The following is a 17,019-nucleotide window of genomic DNA, read 5'->3' as shown; positions in this document are numbered from 1 at the left end:
CCCGTTCCATCCCACCGGCAGAGGGAGCCGCGCCATGACCATCGAAGGACTGGGGCCCACACCCCGCGGCCCGCACTTCACTTCACCCTCCGTCCCCGCGTCTCCCGGCTCGTGGGCCGGCCCCCCGACGGGCGCGCCCGGCGTTGAAGCGCCCGTACCGTCCGGGCCCGAGCCCGAGCCCGCCGGCCCGGCCCGGCGGTGGCCTCTGGCCACTGCCGGAGGCTTGCTCGTCCTGGCCCTCGCGGCCGGCGCCGGCGCGGGCGGCGTGGCCGGTTACGTGACCGGCCGCGACGACGCGCCGGCGGCCGCCCCAGCGAGCGGCGCAGTCCCGGCCGACCTCGTCGCCGCCGCGGCCCGCGCCCTCCCCGGCGTCGTCTCGGTCCAGGCCGGCAACGGCTCGGGCTCCGGCTTCGCCTTCGACGACCGCGGCCACATAGTCACCAACAACCACGTCGTAGCCGCCGGCGGCCCCATCACCGTCATCGGCGCCGACGGCCGCCGCCTGACCGCCACGCTCGTCGGCACCGACCCCAGCAACGACATCGCCGTCCTGCGCGTCGAAGGCTCGGCCAACCTGCCCGCCCTACCCCTGGCCGACCCCCGCGCCACCCGCGTCGGCGAGCCCGTCCTGGCCGTAGGCTCCCCGCTGGGCCTGTCCGGCACCGTCACCGCCGGCATCATCAGCGCCGTCGACCGCCCCGTCCGGCTGGGTGGCACCGCCCGCCGGACCGCCGTCCAGACCGACGCCTCCATCAACCCCGGCAACTCCGGCGGCCCCCTCATCAACGCCCGCGGCGAGGTCATCGGCGTCAACACCGCCATCGCCACCCTCGAAGGCGGCGGCAGCATCGGCATCGGCTTCGCCGTGCCCATCGCCCGCGCCCGGCAGGTGGCCACCGACCTGATCAACCGGGGCTGAGGCCCTCGAGCGGGGCTGCGGCCACCATGCCGCCGGGTCGGGCCGGTTTGCGGGCGAACCCGGGGACGCCCACCGCGGGCGGGCCGGGTTCGGTGTTCTCGCCGGTCGGGCATCGTGCACCTGCGGCTGAGCGTCTCGCTTATGAGGGCGAGGTTCTCGGCCATTCTGCGTCTCGTGGCGCGGCACTGTACTTGAGGCATGACGAACACGACGCTTCTCATCGGTGGGACGGGCAAGACCGGGCGGCGGGTGGCCGAGCGCCTCGACAAGCAAGGCGTGGACGTACGCGTCGGATCGCGGAGCAGCGCCACGCGGTTCGACTGGGACGACGAGTCGACGTGGGCCCCGGCGCTGGCGGGCGCGCGAGCCGCGTACATCACCTTTTATCCGGACCTGGGGTTGCCCGGAGCGGCAGCGAAAGTCGAAGCCCTCGCCCGTCTGGCGGTGAGCCAGGGGGTCGAGCAGCTGGTGCTGCTGTCGGGGCGCGGCGAGCCGCTCGCGCTGGAGGCCGAGGAACGGGTCAAGGCGGCGGGCGCCGGATGGACGATCGTCTCCTGCGCGTGGTTCATGCAGAACTTCAGCGAGGACTTCCTCGTCGAGGCGGTACGGAGCGGCACCGTCATGCTCCCGGCCGGCGACGTGCCGGAGCCGTTCGTCGACGCGGAGGACATCGCGGACGTGGTGGCGGCCGCGCTGACCGACAAAAGGCATCAGGGCCGGCGGTACGAGTTGACGGGCCCCCGGGCGCTGACCTTCGGCGACGTGGCGGCCGAGCTGAGCCGGGCCACCGGCCGGACGGTGAAGTACACCGCGATCACGTACGAGCAGTATCAGGACGTGCTCCGCGAGATCGGCCTGCCGGTCGAGCTCGGCGACATGTTCCGCCACATCCTCGACGGCCGGAACGTCCGCCCGGCCGACGGCGTGCGCGAGGCCCTCGGGCGGCCGGCCCGCGACTTCGCCCAGTACGCCGACCGGCATGCCGGCACTGGAGTGTGGGACCCGGCCTGACCGGCGGCCCTTGAGCGCCCGATTCGGGACGACATCGGCCCGGCTCGATTGGCGTTTGGGGCGGCCGTGCACATGGTGAACGTGGATCTCCTGGGCCCCCGAATCTGTCGTACGTGTGTTCGAAGATGGGCGGCATGTTGGCAGAGATGGAACGACTCAGCGACGACGCCGCGAAGCTCGCCGCGTCACCCTTGTGGCCGGTGGGCGACGACGAGCTGACCGCCTGCCTGCATGCCGCCCACCGCCTCGAACAGACCGCCGCGGCCATGCAGGCCAGGCTCATCCACCACGCCATCGAGCGAGGCGTACCCGCCACGCAGGGCAGCCGCAGCACCACCGGCTGGCTCCGCTCCCAGCTGCGGCTCGATCCCCGGGCGGCCCGCCAGCGCACCGACCTGGCCACCGCCCTGCACGACCATCCCGCGCTCGAACAAGCCCTGGTGGACGGGCTCGTCGATGCCCGGCAAGCGCTGGTGATCGCCGATGCCGTCGACGCGACCAGTGCGGGATTGAGCGAGTTCGACGACCTCAGCCCGGGCGATGCCGACCAGATCAGCCAGCAGGCCGAGGCCACGCTGATCGAGATGGCGGAACGCCTGCCGGCGTACCAGCTACGCCGCGTCGGCGAACGCATCCTCGAGCATGTGGCGCCCCAGCTGGCCGAGCGCGCCGAGGAAGCCGCCCTGGCCCGCCAGGAAGCCCGCGCCCACCGGGCCCGTGGGTTCACCATTTCCGCTCCCCACCGCGGCATGGTGCGCCTGTCCGGCACCCTCGGCCTGGAAGACGCCGCTCTCCTGCAGGCGGCGCTGGATCCGCTGTGCGCCCCGGCACCCGGCGACGAGCGCCGCCCGGAACAACGACGCGCCGACGCCCTGGCCGACGTGTGCCGGCTCGCGCTCCGGACCAAGGAGCTGCCCGCCAACGGCGGTGAGCCGGCCCAACTAGCGGTCACCGTCGGCTACGACCCGCTCACCCGCGCCCTCAGTGCCGCCACCACCGAGACCGGCACGCGCCTGTCCGCGGCGACGGCCCGGCGGCTGGCCTGCGACGCCCGGATCCTGCCGGCGGTGCTCGGCGGCTCCGGTCAGGTGCTCGACCTCGGTCGCAGCCAACGCCTGGCCAGCGGCCCGCTACGCCGCGCCCTGCACCTGCGGGACCGCGGTTGCGCGTTCCCCGACTGTGATCGCCCTCCCCGATGGACCGACATGCATCACCTCAAGGGATGGGCCGAAGGCGGGGCGACCGTGCTGGAGAATCTGGTCCTGCTCTGCCGCCGGCACCACCGCGACATCCACCACCCCGACAGCGGCTGGCAGATACGTCTCGGCGCCGACGGACTACCCGAGTTCATCCCCCCGGCCACCATCGATCCGGAACGGCGCCCACGCCGCAACCTCTACCACCGGCCCCATCGTGCGGCCGTCTGAACGCCCGCTGCGGCTCAGGGCAGGCGAGACGCGGCCGCCTGCTGGCGGGCCAGTAGCTGGGAGACCTCGGCCGCGGTCATCGGCTCGGCCAGGTGGTAGCCCTGGCCGAGGGTGTAGCCGAGGGCGCGCAGGGTGGTCACCTGCTCGGGGCTCTCGATCCCCTCGGCGACCGTGTCGAGACCCAGGGCGTGCGCCAGCTGGATCACCGCACGGGCCACCGCCTGACGGGCGTCGGCCGCCGCGGGGTGGCCGTCGTCGATCTCGATGCCGTCGACGAAGGACTTGTCGAGCTTGACGATGGCGGCCGGGAAGGCGCGGAGCAGGCTCAGCGACGACTCGCCGGTGCCGAAGTCGTCCAGGGCCAGGCGAATCCCCATGCGGTCCAGTTCGTACAGGGCCCGGGAGACCTGCTGGCCGCGGAGCACGGCCGACTCGGTCACCTCCAGGACCAGGCGTTCGCACGGCAGGCCGCTGTCGGCGAGGGCGTGGGCCACGTCGGCCACGAAATCCGGGTCGTGCAGCTGGCGCGCGGAGACGTTGAGGCCGGCCTCGCGCAGCGCGTCGGGGCCGAACTCGGTGAGCCACTCGGCCGCCTGACGGCAGGTCTCGCGCAGAACGAACCGGCCCAGCGGGACGATCAGGCCGGTACGCTCCGCGGCCGGGATGAACTCGGCCGGGGCGACCACCCCGCGGGTCGGGTGGTGCCAGCGGACCAGCGCCTCGACGCCGATCAGCCGGTTTCCGTCGAGTCGGACGATGGGCTGGTAGACGACCCGGAACTCGTCGTTGTCGAGGGCCCGGCGCAGCTCCCCGCCCAGTTGCATGTGGGCCAGCACGGGCTCCCCCATGCCGTCGACGTAGCGTACGAACCCGGCCTTGCCTTGTTGTTTCGCCATGTACATGGCGACGTCGGCGTTGCGCAGAACCGAGTCGACGGTCGCGCCCGGCTCGGCGGCGGCGATGCCGATGCTGGCCTGCACCAGCAGCCGGTGCTCGCTGATCGGCTGCGAGAGGGCGGCCAGCAACCGCCGGGCCAGGGCCTCGGGGTCGCCGCCGGCCAGCAGCACGGCGAATTCGTCACCCCCGACCCGTACGGGCAGGCCCTGCTCTCCCACCTCGGCCCGCAGCAGCCCGGCCACCGAGATCAGCAGATGATCGCCGACCTCGTGCCCGAGCAGGTCGTTGACCGTCTTGAAGTCGTCCAGGTCGATGAGCAGCACCGCGGCCGGGCCGGCGGCGAGCCGCTCGCGGAAGTACGCGCGGTTGGCCAGCCCGGTCAGCCCGTCGTGGGTCACCTCGTAGCGCAGCCGCTCCAGCAGCCGGACGTTCTCCCGCGACGCGAGGTATTGCCGCACCATCACGAGGGCGATCACGACGACCGCGGCGATCAGGGTCGCCCGGACCGGCCAGTGCAACGGCGCGCCGACCGCCACCGCGATCAGTGGCACGGCCACCAGGGCCATGGCCAGGTAAGGCAGCAGTACGCCCTCACGCGCGGGCCGGTGACGCCGGCGCTGGGCGGCGACCCCCAGGGAGACCAGCACCGGGGCCAGCGGCATGATGACCGACTGGGCCGGGACGGTGGCCACCAGACCGTAATGCGCGACGAGCACGCTGACAGCCCCGGCTGGAACACCCCCGGCGGCCGCGATGCACCGGATGGCCAACCGGTCCACCGGCCCACCGGCGATGTACGACGCCTTCGTCGCCGCACCGACCGCGAGCAGCAGACCGAGCCCGACCAGCAGCGTGGCCTGCTCACTCAACGGCTCGCGGGCGGTGAACATCGGCGCCAGCCCGAGATACCACAACACCGCCGAGCACCCGAGGAACGCGATCGCCCGGTCCAGCACGAGCCGCCACCGCTCGACCCCGCCGGCCGCGACGACCGGCACCCGGCCCAGCGCCCAGATGGCCACCACGAACCCGAAGGCCGCCAGCGCCGCGGCCGCCGCCGGCATGCTGCGGGTCCGCACCTCGTCCAGGTGGAGGAACATGTCCGCGGCCAGCCAGGTGTAGCCGGCCGTGATGGCTCCGAAGGACAGCAGGATCGCCCGCCAGAACCGCCCGGCCACCCCTTCGCCGCTGCGCGCCAGCTCGAGGACGGACGCGGTCGCGAGCACTCCCCCGACCGGCACGAAGACGTACGCGACGGCCTCCGTGCCCACCCCCGCGCCCAGATAGCCCACACACCAGACCGCGCCGGCCACGGCGACCACCACGGTGGCCACCACGAACCCCGTAGTCGATCGAAGCGCTTCCCGCGTCACGCGCCCGACCCTAACCGCTCCGATGTAGAACTGATCTCCCCCGAACGTTCGGCGTTCGGCTCTTGTCAGCGTCCGTCGAGGTGGTCACCGGGCTTTGTGTGCAGCAACCAGGCCAGCGGCATCCGTGCCCGCTCGGCATAGGCCTTTCCCTCGGTGAGCTGGTACAGCGTCACCGTCTGAGCATCGTCCCGATCAACGACCCAGTACTGAGGAATGCCTGCCAAAGCGTATTCGCGGCGCTTGATGACTTCGTCCATCCCCTCCGAGCCGGGCGAGACGATCTCGATCACCAGGAGGAGCTCCGAGACGGCCAACCAGACTCCACGCGGAGGAGCCTTGCTCCAGACACTCAGGTCGGGAATGCGGCCGCCGTCCTGTCCCGGCACAGGCCCCGGAACTCGAATGCCCGCAACTTGCAGAACCTGCTCAGCCGACCAGCCGGCGATGATCAGCCAGGCGAAGATCCGGCTGGCGATCTGCGCGTGTTCCGAATCCGGAGGCGGCATGACGGACAAGACTCCCTCGGGGCTGGTCTCGTATCGATGACCGTTCTGGTCAGAGGCATTCATAGCCGCCAGGTCGTCGAGCGTAACCAGGGCGGGCATGGACATGCCGACGGTCTCCGCGCTCATCCGCCCATCGTACGAGACACGACGACGGTCCCGGCAGATTCGTCGGACGGCGAGGAGAGTGACTCCGACCAAGTCGCAAGATGCCAGTCGCGCTGAGCAACCACAAGTCGGCTTTGGGCGGAATTCAGCGAAGCACGCAAGTCTCCGACACGCCGGGCAGCGACGTCATTCCTGGTCGAGTGCCCGCAGATGGAATCTGCCAGTCGATTGTCGGAGAATTGTCGGAAGCTGGTGAGTCACCGAAAGGGGCTCGACCGACCCTTCCGGCAGGCGGGCATGAGCAGGGCGGCGCGCAAGCCGATCGATGAGCGCACCCACCGCACCGTGGGGTCTGGGGGTCGCCCCCAGGGAGATACTGGCGCGATGGATGTGCTTACGGGGCTGCTCGATGGGGCGCGGGCGCGCGGAGCGTTTCTACTACGGTCGGTGCTGGATCCGCCGTGGGGGTTGCGGATTCAGGATGGGTCGCCGTTGTCGCTCATCACGCTGGTGCGGGGTGAGGCCTGGATCGACCGGGACGGGCAGGCCGGCGCGCGGATCGGGGCCGGGAACGTTGCGGTGGTGAGCGGGGTTCAGCCGTACGGCATGGGGGATGCGCCGGGGCGGAAAGCGCAAGTGATCATCCATCCGGGGCAGCGCTGCGAAGCAGCCGATGGCACGGAGATGCGGATGACCGGGCAGGGCGTACGGACGTGGGGCGCGGCGCCGGACGGGGCGACCGTGATGATCAGCGGGACCTATCAGATGCACAGCGAGGTGGGGCGGCGGCTGCTCGACGCGCTGCCGGGGGTGCTCGTGCGGCCGGCCGCGGACGGGGACCGGGCGCTGATCGATCTGCTTGTGCGGGAGATGGGTGGCACCGAGCCGGCCCAGGATCTGGTTCTGGACCGGCTGCTCGACCTGGTGCTGGTGTCGGTGCTGCGTTCCTGGCTGGCCTCGCCGGACGAGGCGAAGCCGGGGTGGCTGCGGGCGCGGGCCGACCCGGTGGTGGGGCCGGCCCTGCGGTTGTTGCACGACGATCCGGCGTACGGCTGGACGGTCTCCGCCCTGGCCTCGAAGGCGGGCGTGTCCCGGGCCGCTTTCGCGCGCCGCTTCGGCGAGGTCGTCGGGGAGCCGCCGATGGCCTACCTGGCGGGCTGGCGCCTGCTGCTCGCGGCCGATCTGCTGCGGCAGGGGGACGCGACGCTCGAGGCGGTGGCCCGTCAGGTCGGGTACGGCAGCGCGTTCTCGCTGAGCAACGCGTTCAAGCGGCGATACCGGACGAGCCCGCAGGAGTACCGCCGGCGGGAGGTCACACCAGCAGTCGTATCCTGATGGCGGCGATGTCGGCGTCGGTCATCTTCAGACCCTGGCGTACGTAGTTGTCGAAGCTGCCGTAGATGTAGTCGACCTGGGCGAACGCGGCCCGCAGCCAGGACACCTCGACCGCGTCGGGGCGGCCCAGGTACGTGTTGCTGGCCAGGAAGTCCTGCTCGACGGTGGCCCGGGGCACACCGAGCAGGGTGAGCAGCACGGCCGTGGTCCAGCCGGTGCGGTCCTTGCCGGCGGTGCAGTGGTAGACGACGCCGCCGCCGGTGTGGTGCCCGACCGCGTAGAGCACGTCGTGGAAGGCGTAGTCGGCGCCCACAAAATTGACCATGAACGGGTAGCCGATCGACTGTCCCAGATCGGACGAGCCGGAGAACAGTCCGGCGGCGAGCGCGGCGGCCAGGGTGGCGGCCGCATCCTTGTGGAAGCGCAGGCCGTGGGCGGGCGAGACGACGTCGGCGACCTGGTAGGTGACGCCGGCCGGCACCTTGTCCGGCTCCTGCGAGCGCTCGGAGATGTTGCGCATGTCGAGGTCGAGGGTGATACCGCGGGAGACGATGACCTGCTGCTCGGCCGCGGTTAGGTCGCTCAGCTTGTTCGAGCGGAAGACGACGCCCGTGCGCACGGTGTGGCCGTCGGCCGTGGCGTAGCCGCCGACGTCGCGGAAGTTGGTGGCCGAGGCCAGGTGCAACGACCGATCGAAATCGGCCCGGGCGGGGGCGGTGAAGCCCCCCACGGCGACGGTGACGGCCAGGGCGGTGGCGAGGAAGGCACGACGCTTCATGCCGTCATCCAAAGCGCCGGAAGTGACGGAGTTCTATCTCTCAGGAGGCGTACGGGTGTCGATCGTCCGGCTTCGACCCCGGAACTCGGCCAGCACGACGCCGTCCTGTCGCGTCACCGTCACGTCGTAGAGGCCGGAGCGGCCGCGCCGGGACCGCTCCACGGCATGGGCGTGGAGCTTGTCGCCGGCGCGGCCCGGCTCGAGGAACGTGATGTCGAAGCCGGCGGCCACGGTCACCTGGCCGTACGTGTTGCAGGCGACCGCGAACGCACTGTCGCAGAACGCCGCGAGCAGCCCACCCTGCAGCAGGTCGTATCCGTTGACCATGTCGTCGCGTACCGTCATGGTGAGCGTCGCCCGCCCCGGCCCGACCTCCTCGAGCTCGATGCCGAGGGCCCGGCTGGCGCGGTCGTGGCCGAACATGGCCTCGGCGGAGTCGGTCACCCGCCGCTGCCGCCGCTGCTGCTCGCCGCGGCGGCCTGCTGGGCCTGCCACATGGCGATCTGGACGCCGACCACGAAGATCTGGATCGGCAGGGGCATGCCGGGCAGGTCGGCCTCGACGCCGCCGGACCAGGCGGAGGTACGCCGCAGCGAGCCGACCTTGACGCCGGCCGACAGCAGCTCCTGCTGGTTGCCCCAGAGCGACGTGCGGCGGAACTCGTAGACGAGGCCGCCCGCGTGCACCGACCAGTTCTTGCGGCCGGCCCGCTCGACCCGGGCCACCTCGCCGCCGGACTCGTCGATCATCTTGAACCGGTTGCCCCAGGCGTTGGCGCGGACCGAGAAGCGGTGCCCGTCCACCTCGAAATCGCCGCCGGTGCGCCACCAGGACGGATCCCACTGGGCGACCTCGCGGCCGTCGGCGACCATCCGGTACTGGCCGCGCCACATACTTTTCTTCTCCGCGGTCAACATGGTTCGAGGCTAGCCGGGTGGCGCTACCTTGAGCCCTTCGGGCGTCACCGCACCCGTACGCATTACGCCAGCGTAACGACGTTTTGCCGGGTGACCGCAGGCCCGGCTATGTTGATCGCCGCAAATTCAGAAGACGGGGACACAAGATCATGAAGCTTGGATCGATCGCGACCGCCGTGGTCGCGCTGACGTCGGTCGTGGCGCTGAGCGCGTGCGGCGGGCAGGACGACAGCAAGGACAACTCGGCCGCCGCGCCGGCCGCTCCCGCCACCTCGGCGAGCACGAGCTCGGGCAACGGCGTCGCCGATCTGACCGGGGCCGAGATCCTCACCAAGACCAAGGCCGCGCTCAAGGCGGCCAAGTCGTACCACGTCAAGGGCAGCGTCACCAACGAGGGCCAGAAGTTCGACCTCGACCTCAAGGTGGCCGGGGAGAACCTGATCGGGTACTTCGGCACCAAGGAGGGCAAGGTCGAGCTGCTCGCCGTCGGCAAGCAGCGCTTCTACAAGCCGGACGCCAAGTTCTGGAAGGCGACCGGCGGCGCCCAGGGCGCGACGGTGGCCGAGGTCGTCGGCGACCGCTGGGTCAAGGTCGACCCGTCCGACACCAGTTCCTCCGAGCTGTTCGGCATCGCCAACATCGACGAGCTGCTCGACAACGAGGGCACCGTCAACAAGGGCGCGGTCAAGACGGTCGACGGCCGGCAGGCCATCGCGCTGACCGACACGACCGACAAGTCGGGCGGCACGCTGTACGTGGCCACCGAGGGCGAGCCGTACCCGGTGCGTCTCGAGGGCCCGACCGCGGCCGACGGCGGCCTGGCCTTCAGCGAGTACGGCGCCACGTTCGCCGACATCAAGGCCCCGGCCGCCGCCGACATCTTCGACCTGAAGAAGCTGGGCGGCAAGTAATCAGCCGACGCGCTCGATCACGGCCCGGCGGATCAGGAACTTGCCGGGCTCGCGGACCTGCTCGAACGCGGCGTTGTTGAGCAGGACGCAACTGCCGGAGGTGGTCTCCACCTTCACCGTGATGCTCTTGTTGTTGTCGAGGTTGGTGACCTTCAGGGTCGTGCCGACCGGGAACGTGCCGCTCGACGCGAACGGCGCCCCGGCCTCACCCGAGAGCGTCACGGTCGAGCCCTTGCAGACGACCTCGCCGGCCCCAGCGGCCGGCGGGGGCGCCGCGGGGGCTTTCGTCGTAGGCGCGGTCGTGGGGGCCTTAGTCGGCGCTTTTGTCGGTTTTGCCGGGGCCACCGCGCCGGGCACCTCACCGGCCACGTCGGCATTACAGCCGGCAACCTGACGCCGCTGGTTGATCAGATCGACCACGGCCTGCCGGTTGGCGATGCGCGCCTCCGACTGTGCGTCCGGCGCGGCCCGCTGACCGGCGATGAACTGCAGGTTCTGCCGCAGCGCCTGGTCGAGCCCCTCGCAGTTCTCCCCCGCGCTGCTCAGCCCGGTGCCGACCGCGAACGCGCCGCCCGCCAGCACCACGGCGGACGCTCCCAGCAGCACCTTGCGGGACACCTTGCTTCGCCGGCGGTTCGGGTACATCGCATCGCTCCTCAGTTGTCGATCCGTCTCGATCGACAACTACGGGGACGCGTCGCACGGAGGATGAAAACCGAACCTTAAACATCCTTAAATGCCGAACCGGGTCCATCATCGAGGGATGGGCGGGCGGGCTGTCGCGGCGGTGGCGCTCTTCCTCCTGCTGCCCCTGGCCCCCGCGCACGACCCGTTCTGCGGCGGCGAGGTCACGAACCATTCCCCCTGGTACGTGCGGATCTCGCACGCTCCGGCGTCGGTCTGGCTCCGGCCGTACGAGTTCTCGGCCCAGTTCCCGGCCTTCCGCGACACCGACGCCTTCGAGGCCCCGCCGAACTGCGTGACCACCGTCGTCAAGCACCTGGGCCCGCTGCGGCTCGGCTCGTGGAGCTACGACCGTCTGGGCCGGGACAGCCTGTGGATACCGGTGCCGAACACGCAGGTGGTGGACGTCACGGCGATGCGGTGCTGATCAGCGGCATCGTTATCGCCTCGTGCCCCACCGGCAGGATTAGCCGGTGATCATCGAGGGCAGTCAGGGCTCTGATGATCTTCTGGGGGGAACGATGAGCGCGAGTCTCGACCGGCGACGGTTGGCCGTCCGCCAGCGGCAACTACTGCTGGCGCTGGAGCAGTGGGGCCCGGCCTACGTCGGCCGGGTGACGCAGGCCACCGACGAGGAGATGGCCTGGCTCAAGCAGCACGGCATTCCCACGATGACGGTCCGCGACGCCGCCGAGTGGAACCAGATCCGCCGCGACCAGGGCCGGCAGGCCAACGCCGCGGCCAGTGCGGCCTTCGCCGCCGGTGACTACGCGAGGGCCCGCGATCTGATCGACGAGGCACGGGCGTTCGGCGCCGTCACCGACCTCGAGTGGCAGAACCTGCACCGCTTCGTCGACCAGAAGGCCGGACCGGAAGCCGGACAGGAAGCCCGGCCGGAAGCCGCCCCGGCGGCTGAGATGCCCGCCGCAGCGGCCTGACCTTTCTCAACTTAAGGGTCTCGCTGCCGATTCTCCCCGGCATGAGGGGAGGAACGTGGTTCACGCCGGTCGCCGTCGCCGCGGCCCTGGCCGAGACCCTGTTGATCGCCGCCGGCACGCACGTCACGTTCCCGTGGCTGCTGGTGTGGGCGCCGGCCGTGGTGGCGCTCACGCTGGCCGTCGAGTCGTTCCGCCGCGCTGCCGCCGGCCGTGACGGCACCCTGCGCACGTTCTGGCGCCGGCTGGCCGTGGCCATGGGCTTCGTGCTGGCCGCCGCGCTCAGCCAGATCGCCGACCTGTCCACGACCTGGTCGGGCATGCCGCCGGTCGGGGCCAGGACCCTCGTGCTGTACGTGGTCGGCACGCTCCTGGCCATCTCGGCCCTGCTCCGGCTGCCGAGCGGGGGTCGCAGCTGGCGTCAGCTGACCACCGCCGTGCTCGACGTGGCCGTGGTCGTGGTGACCGCCGGCATCGCCGGCGCCGAGTACCGGGGCTGGTTCATCGGGAAGTTCGGCCTCAGCATGTCGGCCTGGTGGCTGAACATCACCATGATGGCCATCGGGGTGGCCGGCGTCGTGGTCGTCGTGAAGATCATGTCGGCCCGGCAGAGTCCCGTCCCGCGGGCCGCCCTGTGGTGGCTGGCCCCGGTCGGCGCGGCCGGGCCGCTCTCCACCGTCCTGATGACCCTGCTGCTGCCGTGGCCGCACCTGAGCGGCAGCGCGGCCGTGCTGCCGTTCGTCGGCCTCTTCGGGGTTCTGGCCGCCCGCGCCTTCGCCGCCGAGAGCCGGGCCCCGCGGGTCGCCCGCCCGTCGGCGCTGCGCCGCGGCACGTCGGTGCCGCTGGTCGCGACCGGCCTGACCAGCGTGCAGCTCGCCGTCGTGTACATGCGCGCCGGCCACCTCAGCACGGTCCAGGTCGCCGGCACCACCCTGCTGCTGCTCCTGGTGGTGGCCCGGCAGGCGATCGCGCTGGCCGAGAACGCCACCCTGCTCGACACCGTGGCCCACCGGGCCGGCCACGACGACCTCACCGGCCTGCACAACCGCCGCTCCTTCACCGAGGCGGTCACCGCCGACCACACCGTCGTCCTGGCCGACCTGCGCGAGTTCCGCGCGATCAACGACGGTCTCGGCCCGGAGGCGGGCGACGCCCTGCTCGTCGCTTTTGCCGTACGCCTGACCGCGCTGGCCGGTCCGGATGCCGTCGTCGCCCGCCTCGGCGGCGACGTGTTCGGCGTCCTGCTGCCCACCCGCACCGACGTCCCCGACCACGCGCCTCCCGCCGACGACATCCCCGACCACGCGCCTCCCGCCGCCGACGTTCCCGGCCGGTCGCCCGGCGGCTCGCGCTTCGTCGACCGTCTGATCGCGGCCACCGCCGAGCCTCTGCGGGCGGCCGGCCACGACATGATCGTCGACGTGTCGGTCGGCCTCGCCGAGGGCTCCTACCGGCAGGCCGAGATCGCCCTGCGCGAGGCCGCCGGCGGCCGGGTCGTCCGCTACGACGCCTCGCTGGAACGGGAGCTGCGCCAGCGGGCCACCATCGCCGCCGACCTGCGCCGGGCTCTCACCAACGGCGAGTTCCATCTGCTCTACCAGCCCATCGTCACGCTTCCCGACGGCGAGTTGTACGGGGTCGAGTCGCTCGTCCGCTGGACCCGGCCCACCGGCGAGGTCGTCTCCCCCGTCGATTTCATCCCGGTGGCCGAGGACACCGGCCTGATCGTCGAGCTCGGCGCCTGGATCCTGGAGACCGCCTGCGCCCAGGCCGCCGCCTGGCCCGGCCTGCGGTCGGTGGCCGTCAACGTCTCGGCCCGCCAGCTCCTCGACAACGCGCTCCCGGAGCTCGTCGCGTCGGCGCTGGCCCGTCACGGCGTACCGCCGAAGCAGTTGACCATCGAGATCACCGAGACCGCCGTCTTCGGCGGCGGCCGCGCCCTGGCCACGGTGAAGGCCCTCTCCGCCCTGGGTGTCAGCATCGCCCTGGACGACTTCGGCACCGGCCACTCGTCCCTGGGCCTGCTGCGCACCTGCCCCGTCGACGCCATCAAGGTCGACAAATCCTTCGTCGACGGCCTCGGCGGCACCCCCGAGCAGGAGGCCATCGTCACCGCCCTGACCGGCATCGCCGACACCATGGCCCTGCGCACCGTAGCCGAGGGCGTCGAAACCGCCGCCCAGGCCGCGCGGCTGCACGAGCTCGGCTACCACCACGCCCAGGGCTTCCACTTCGCCCGCCCCCTGCCCCCGTCGGCCATCACCGAGCTGCTGACCAGCCCCGAGCCCGCCGCCGCCTGACCCCGCTCAGAGCGCCCGCCACCGCCCGGCCCGTTTAGCGCCATCGCCGGTTCCCTTCTCAGCTGCCGTGCAGGACGTCAATGCGCTCACGAATATGCAGATGCCCTTCCAGCGGCCACGGCGGCTGAGGCGGGAGAACCCGGGCCAGCGGGAAGCGAGCCTTCACCGCGACCCGGCAGGACGCATGGTTGTCCACCTGATGGATCAACTCGAGGCGGGTCAAACGAGCCGAGTCGTACTGCTCGACCGCCCATTGGCACAGCGCGCCGAGCGCCCGCGCGGCGATGTTGCGGCCACGGGCATGCGACGCCGTCCAATAGCCGACTTCCCCCGCCGCCTCCCGGCCAAGCTTGAGCACGACATGAGCGAGCGGCTCGCCACCCACCTCCTGCACCGCGAAACTGATCCGGTCACCGGCCTCGCGCCCATCACGTTGCGCGCCGACCCACCGCCGAATCTCCTCCTCGGACCCGGCCGGAAAGCTGGTCCACCGGCGCAACGCGTCATCGGACCCCATCCGGACCAACGCCGCCACGTCGTCATACCGCCACTCCCGCAACAGAAGAGCCGGCCACGACTGCGCCGGCCCCACCATTAGAGCCTCAACCATGAACGCCTTCTTCCGCCATCGCAACCCAAAGCGCCTGACACGGCTTTGATGGTAGGTCCCGATCGAGCGCACCGTCGTCCCGAATTGAATACGCCGAGCCCGTGGCTGACGTTTCTCTCTACGTAATTGTTTGCGCGGACCCGTTCGAGGATGCGTGCCCGCCGGCGCGGGACAGGATTGGGGTGCGTTTTTGGTGGTGTGATCGGGCACAGCGAGCCGACCCCGTTGATTCTCTTTACGTGCCGGCGAGGCCGGGCCGCCTCCACTGAATGGCCGATAGCGCGGCGGCGGGCCGCACCTCCGAACCGGCCCGCTCCACTTGATCAAGCGGCTGGGCCGGGGTCAGGCGTGATCGCCACAGCGTCCGAGCCACCGGCCGGCCGGAGGCTGGGGCATGCGCCGCTCGCGGACGCACCGGGCGAACTCGGCCCGGGCCGCCTCCACGGATCCATACATGCGGCGCTGCTTCTCGGCGTACCGTTGCGCCAATCCCCAGTCTCGGCACTTCTTCATAGCACGCCGGATTTCGCCCGACCGAACAATGACATCTGCCGTCGCATCCATAAATTGTCCCGCACCCGAACGAGCGGTATCAGTATTGGATCATGCCAACCTGGCCCAATTCCGTTTTTCGGCTCGCGCGATCAAGTCGAGTTACCATTCGCGAACAAAGCTGGTCGCGCCACAGCAGAAAGGCCGGAATGGCGGTCGGCCGGAGCGAGCGGGCACGAGGCCGGCTACCGCCGAATGCCAGACGGCCACCCCACTGCTGCTGACCGCCGCTGTTTACCGACCGTGAGCCAGGAGCCGCTCCGGCCCACTGCGACCAGCGTTGCCGGGACCACCTGGCACGTCGCTCCGTCGAAGGCTCGCTATGGTCAACCACATGACGACGCCGGGCCCGTACGAGGGGCTGAACGAGAAGCAGCTGACAACGCTGCGCTTCATGGAGCGGATGACCGGCATGCAGGTCGTGGCCGGTCCTCCCCCGCCCGGCTCGCCAGTTGCCCGGATCGTCGAGCTGACCGAGGCGCTTCAAGCCGGCCACATCACGCCGGAGGCGTATCACGAAGGGATGAAGGCGGTCATGATCGAGGGTCTGACGCCGGACGAGCTGGCGGAGCTCAACCTCTGATCGACCCCGCGAGTCGGCGAGGTGACTGCGAGTGAGGGGCGCGGCGAGAAGACTCGCTCCATGGGGATTGATCTGGGCAGTGTCGAGTTCTATGCCGGGCCGCCCGTGCTCGGTGGGCCGGACGACCTGGATAAGGTGATCCGGGAGTTCATCGGGGGCGCGACCACGTCGCTGCTCATCGCGGTGCAGGAGCTGGACTCGCGGGTGATCGCCGAGGAGATCCTGGCCGCCAAGGCGCAGAAGGTGCGCGTGCAGATGGTGCTCGAGGGCGACTACCTGCTGGAGGATCCGCCGGCGGCCGATCCGTGGAGTCTGGCCGGGGACAACGAGTTCAACCGGGTCATCCACGCGGCGCTGCTGCGCGGAGGCGTCGACCTGATCACCGACCTCAACCCGAAGATCTTCCACCAGAAGTTCATCGTGCGGGATCCGGGCGAGCCGACCGCGGCCGTGCTGACCGGGTCGACGAATTTCACGTTGACCGACACCGGCACCAATCCGCCGGGGGCGCCGGCCAAGTCGGGCAACAACCTGAACCATCTCGTCGTGCTGCACGGGCGTACGGCGGCCGGGCTTTATCAGCGCGAGTTCGAGCGGCTGCGCAGCGGCACGTTCGGCGAGCTGCGGGAGCGCCGGGAGCCGCGGCCGGCCGAGTTCCGGCTCGGGAAGATCCGGGTCAAGCCCATCTTCGCGCCGCATCAGGGGCCCGAGATGGAGATCATGAAGCAGATGCTGAAGGCGCGGGAGCGGGTCGACTTCGCGATGTTCACCTTCGCCCAGTCGTCCGGCATCGACGACACCATGGCCTGGCTGCTGAAGGCCGACGTCCCGGTGCGCGGCGTGCTCGACCGCGCCCAGGGCAGCCAGGCTTGGGCGGCCACGCAGCCACTTCTCAAGGCCGGGGCCGAGCTGTACGAGAACACGCCCGGCACCGGTGTTCGCAAGATCCACCACAAGCTGATGGTGATCGACCAGCGCCTGGTCATCGCGGGCAGCTTCAACTACACGGCGCCGGCCGCCACCCTCAACGACGAGAACATCGTCGTCCTCGGCGACCTCGAGGAGACCGACCACGACGCCGAGCAGGCCCAGCGTTCCCTGGCCGCCTACGCCCTGACCGAGATCAACCGCATCATCACGGCCCTCGGCCGTCCGGTCGCCCCCAAGCCTTGAACG

The 17,019-nt window shown here is 71.0% G+C and carries 17 protein-coding genes; 10 read left to right on the top strand and 7 right to left on the bottom strand.

What is annotated here, in order from left to right; all coding sequences use genetic code 11:
* The first annotated feature begins 34 nt into the window (after positions 1-34).
* From AB0J66_RS34820 to AB0J66_RS34810, 3 genes are all read left to right on the top strand, one after another.
* Positions 35-919, top strand: coding sequence for a trypsin-like peptidase domain-containing protein (locus AB0J66_RS34820; protein WP_364670013.1), 885 nt, complete (start codon positions 35-37; stop codon positions 917-919).
* A 198-nt stretch (positions 920-1,117) separates the two neighbouring features.
* A complete protein-coding gene (locus tag AB0J66_RS34815) occupies positions 1,118-1,930 on the top strand; it encodes an NmrA family NAD(P)-binding protein (protein ID WP_364670010.1) in 813 nt (270 codons plus the stop codon).
* 146 nt (positions 1,931-2,076) lie between these two features.
* Positions 2,077-3,357: a DUF222 domain-containing protein gene (locus AB0J66_RS34810; RefSeq protein ID WP_364670007.1), complete on the top strand. Its 1,281-nt coding sequence runs from the start codon at positions 2,077-2,079 to the stop codon at positions 3,355-3,357.
* A 14-nt stretch (positions 3,358-3,371) separates the two neighbouring features.
* Here AB0J66_RS34810 and AB0J66_RS34805 read toward each other — a convergent pair whose 3' ends face one another.
* Together AB0J66_RS34805 and AB0J66_RS34800 are read right to left on the bottom strand one after the other, a co-directional pair.
* Positions 3,372-5,627, bottom strand: coding sequence for a bifunctional diguanylate cyclase/phosphodiesterase (locus tag AB0J66_RS34805; protein WP_364670005.1), 2,256 nt, complete (start codon positions 5,625-5,627; stop codon positions 3,372-3,374).
* Positions 5,628-5,692: 65 nt separating this feature from the next.
* A complete protein-coding gene (locus AB0J66_RS34800; RefSeq protein WP_364670003.1) occupies positions 5,693-6,259 on the bottom strand; it encodes a Uma2 family endonuclease in 567 nt (188 codons plus the stop codon).
* 363 nt (positions 6,260-6,622) lie between these two features.
* Here AB0J66_RS34800 and AB0J66_RS34795 point away from each other — a divergent pair, with 363 nt between their 5' ends.
* Positions 6,623-7,573 carry an AraC family transcriptional regulator gene (locus AB0J66_RS34795; RefSeq protein ID WP_364670000.1) on the top strand — a complete coding sequence of 317 codons (951 nt, stop codon included), beginning with the start codon at positions 6,623-6,625 and terminating at the stop codon, positions 7,571-7,573.
* Here AB0J66_RS34795 and AB0J66_RS34790 read toward each other — a convergent pair.
* The 3 genes from AB0J66_RS34790 to AB0J66_RS34780 are packed head-to-tail and all read right to left on the bottom strand — an operon-like array spanning position 7,551 to position 9,268.
* On the bottom strand, positions 7,551-8,351 hold the full coding sequence (locus tag AB0J66_RS34790; RefSeq protein WP_364669997.1) for a tyrosine-protein phosphatase: 801 nt from the start codon (positions 8,349-8,351) through the stop codon (positions 7,551-7,553). The genes AB0J66_RS34795 and AB0J66_RS34790 overlap by 23 nt on opposite strands.
* Positions 8,352-8,384: 33 nt before the next feature.
* The gene (gene paaI / locus AB0J66_RS34785; protein WP_364669994.1) at positions 8,385-8,795 is read right to left on the bottom strand and encodes a hydroxyphenylacetyl-CoA thioesterase PaaI; all 411 of its coding nucleotides are present in this window, start codon (positions 8,793-8,795) and stop codon (positions 8,385-8,387) included.
* Positions 8,792-9,268: a hypothetical protein gene (locus AB0J66_RS34780; protein ID WP_364669992.1), complete on the bottom strand. Its 477-nt coding sequence runs from the start codon at positions 9,266-9,268 to the stop codon at positions 8,792-8,794. The genes paaI and AB0J66_RS34780 overlap by 4 nt, the downstream gene beginning before the upstream one ends.
* Positions 9,269-9,417: 149 nt before the next feature.
* On the opposite strand from AB0J66_RS34780, the gene AB0J66_RS34775 reads away from it, so the two are divergent.
* Positions 9,418-10,179: a hypothetical protein gene (locus AB0J66_RS34775; protein WP_364669989.1), complete on the top strand. Its 762-nt coding sequence runs from the start codon at positions 9,418-9,420 to the stop codon at positions 10,177-10,179.
* Here the strand turns inward: AB0J66_RS34775 and AB0J66_RS34770 are convergent, their stop codons facing one another.
* Positions 10,180-10,824 (bottom strand): hypothetical protein, encoded by a 645-nt coding sequence (locus AB0J66_RS34770; protein ID WP_364669987.1) that lies wholly within the window; start codon positions 10,822-10,824, stop codon positions 10,180-10,182.
* Positions 10,825-10,942: 118 nt separating this feature from the next.
* Here AB0J66_RS34770 and AB0J66_RS34765 point away from each other — a divergent pair, with 118 nt between their 5' ends.
* From AB0J66_RS34765 to AB0J66_RS34755, 3 genes are all read left to right on the top strand, one after another.
* Entirely contained in the window at positions 10,943-11,290 is a 348-nt protein-coding gene (locus AB0J66_RS34765; RefSeq protein ID WP_364669984.1) for a hypothetical protein, read from the top strand.
* Between the two features lie 94 nt (positions 11,291-11,384).
* Positions 11,385-11,801, top strand: coding sequence for a hypothetical protein (locus tag AB0J66_RS34760; RefSeq protein ID WP_364669981.1), 417 nt, complete (start codon positions 11,385-11,387; stop codon positions 11,799-11,801).
* 41 nt (positions 11,802-11,842) lie between these two features.
* On the top strand, positions 11,843-14,098 hold the full coding sequence (locus AB0J66_RS34755; RefSeq protein ID WP_364669979.1) for a bifunctional diguanylate cyclase/phosphodiesterase: 2,256 nt from the start codon (positions 11,843-11,845) through the stop codon (positions 14,096-14,098).
* Positions 14,099-14,156: 58 nt separating this feature from the next.
* Here the strand turns inward: AB0J66_RS34755 and AB0J66_RS34750 are convergent, their stop codons facing one another.
* Positions 14,157-14,708: a GNAT family N-acetyltransferase gene (locus tag AB0J66_RS34750; protein WP_364669977.1), complete on the bottom strand. Its 552-nt coding sequence runs from the start codon at positions 14,706-14,708 to the stop codon at positions 14,157-14,159.
* Positions 14,709-15,594: 886 nt separating this feature from the next.
* On the opposite strand from AB0J66_RS34750, the gene AB0J66_RS34745 reads away from it, so the two are divergent.
* A complete protein-coding gene (locus AB0J66_RS34745; RefSeq protein ID WP_364669974.1) occupies positions 15,595-15,843 on the top strand; it encodes a hypothetical protein in 249 nt (82 codons plus the stop codon).
* A 60-nt stretch (positions 15,844-15,903) separates the two neighbouring features.
* Positions 15,904-17,016: a phospholipase D-like domain-containing protein gene (locus AB0J66_RS34740; RefSeq protein WP_364669971.1), complete on the top strand. Its 1,113-nt coding sequence runs from the start codon at positions 15,904-15,906 to the stop codon at positions 17,014-17,016.
* The last annotated feature ends 3 nt before the right edge of the window (positions 17,017-17,019 follow it).

The sequence above is a fragment of the Actinoplanes sp. NPDC049598 genome, from assembly GCF_040675435.1.
Classification (GTDB): Bacteria; Actinomycetota; Actinomycetes; order Mycobacteriales; family Micromonosporaceae; genus Actinoplanes.
The sequence above is the reverse complement of the archived record's forward strand: the minus strand, read 5'-3'. Positions and strand labels throughout refer to the sequence as shown.

Bases quoted from the DNA above. Each gene is read 5' to 3' on its own strand.
- AB0J66_RS34820 (WP_364670013.1), top strand. From the start codon at position 35: ATGACCATCGAAGGACTGGGGCCCACACCCCGCGGCCCGCACTTCACT.
- AB0J66_RS34815 (WP_364670010.1), top strand. From the start codon at position 1,118: ATGACGAACACGACGCTTCTCATCGGTGGGACGGGCAAGACCGGGCGG.
- AB0J66_RS34810 (WP_364670007.1), top strand. From the start codon at position 2,077: ATGGAACGACTCAGCGACGACGCCGCGAAGCTCGCCGCGTCACCCTTG.
- AB0J66_RS34800 (WP_364670003.1), bottom strand. From the start codon at position 6,259: ATGAGCGCGGAGACCGTCGGCATGTCCATGCCCGCCCTGGTTACGCTC.
- AB0J66_RS34795 (WP_364670000.1), top strand. From the start codon at position 6,623: ATGGATGTGCTTACGGGGCTGCTCGATGGGGCGCGGGCGCGCGGAGCG.
- AB0J66_RS34790 (WP_364669997.1), bottom strand. From the start codon at position 8,351: ATGAAGCGTCGTGCCTTCCTCGCCACCGCCCTGGCCGTCACCGTCGCC.
- AB0J66_RS34780 (WP_364669992.1), bottom strand. From the start codon at position 9,268: ATGTTGACCGCGGAGAAGAAAAGTATGTGGCGCGGCCAGTACCGGATG.
- AB0J66_RS34775 (WP_364669989.1), top strand. From the start codon at position 9,418: ATGAAGCTTGGATCGATCGCGACCGCCGTGGTCGCGCTGACGTCGGTC.
- AB0J66_RS34770 (WP_364669987.1), bottom strand. From the start codon at position 10,824: ATGTACCCGAACCGCCGGCGAAGCAAGGTGTCCCGCAAGGTGCTGCTG.
- AB0J66_RS34765 (WP_364669984.1), top strand. From the start codon at position 10,943: ATGGGCGGGCGGGCTGTCGCGGCGGTGGCGCTCTTCCTCCTGCTGCCC.
- AB0J66_RS34760 (WP_364669981.1), top strand. From the start codon at position 11,385: ATGAGCGCGAGTCTCGACCGGCGACGGTTGGCCGTCCGCCAGCGGCAA.
- AB0J66_RS34755 (WP_364669979.1), top strand. From the start codon at position 11,843: ATGAGGGGAGGAACGTGGTTCACGCCGGTCGCCGTCGCCGCGGCCCTG.
- AB0J66_RS34750 (WP_364669977.1), bottom strand. From the start codon at position 14,708: ATGGTTGAGGCTCTAATGGTGGGGCCGGCGCAGTCGTGGCCGGCTCTT.
- AB0J66_RS34745 (WP_364669974.1), top strand. From the start codon at position 15,595: ATGACGACGCCGGGCCCGTACGAGGGGCTGAACGAGAAGCAGCTGACA.
- AB0J66_RS34740 (WP_364669971.1), top strand. From the start codon at position 15,904: ATGGGGATTGATCTGGGCAGTGTCGAGTTCTATGCCGGGCCGCCCGTG.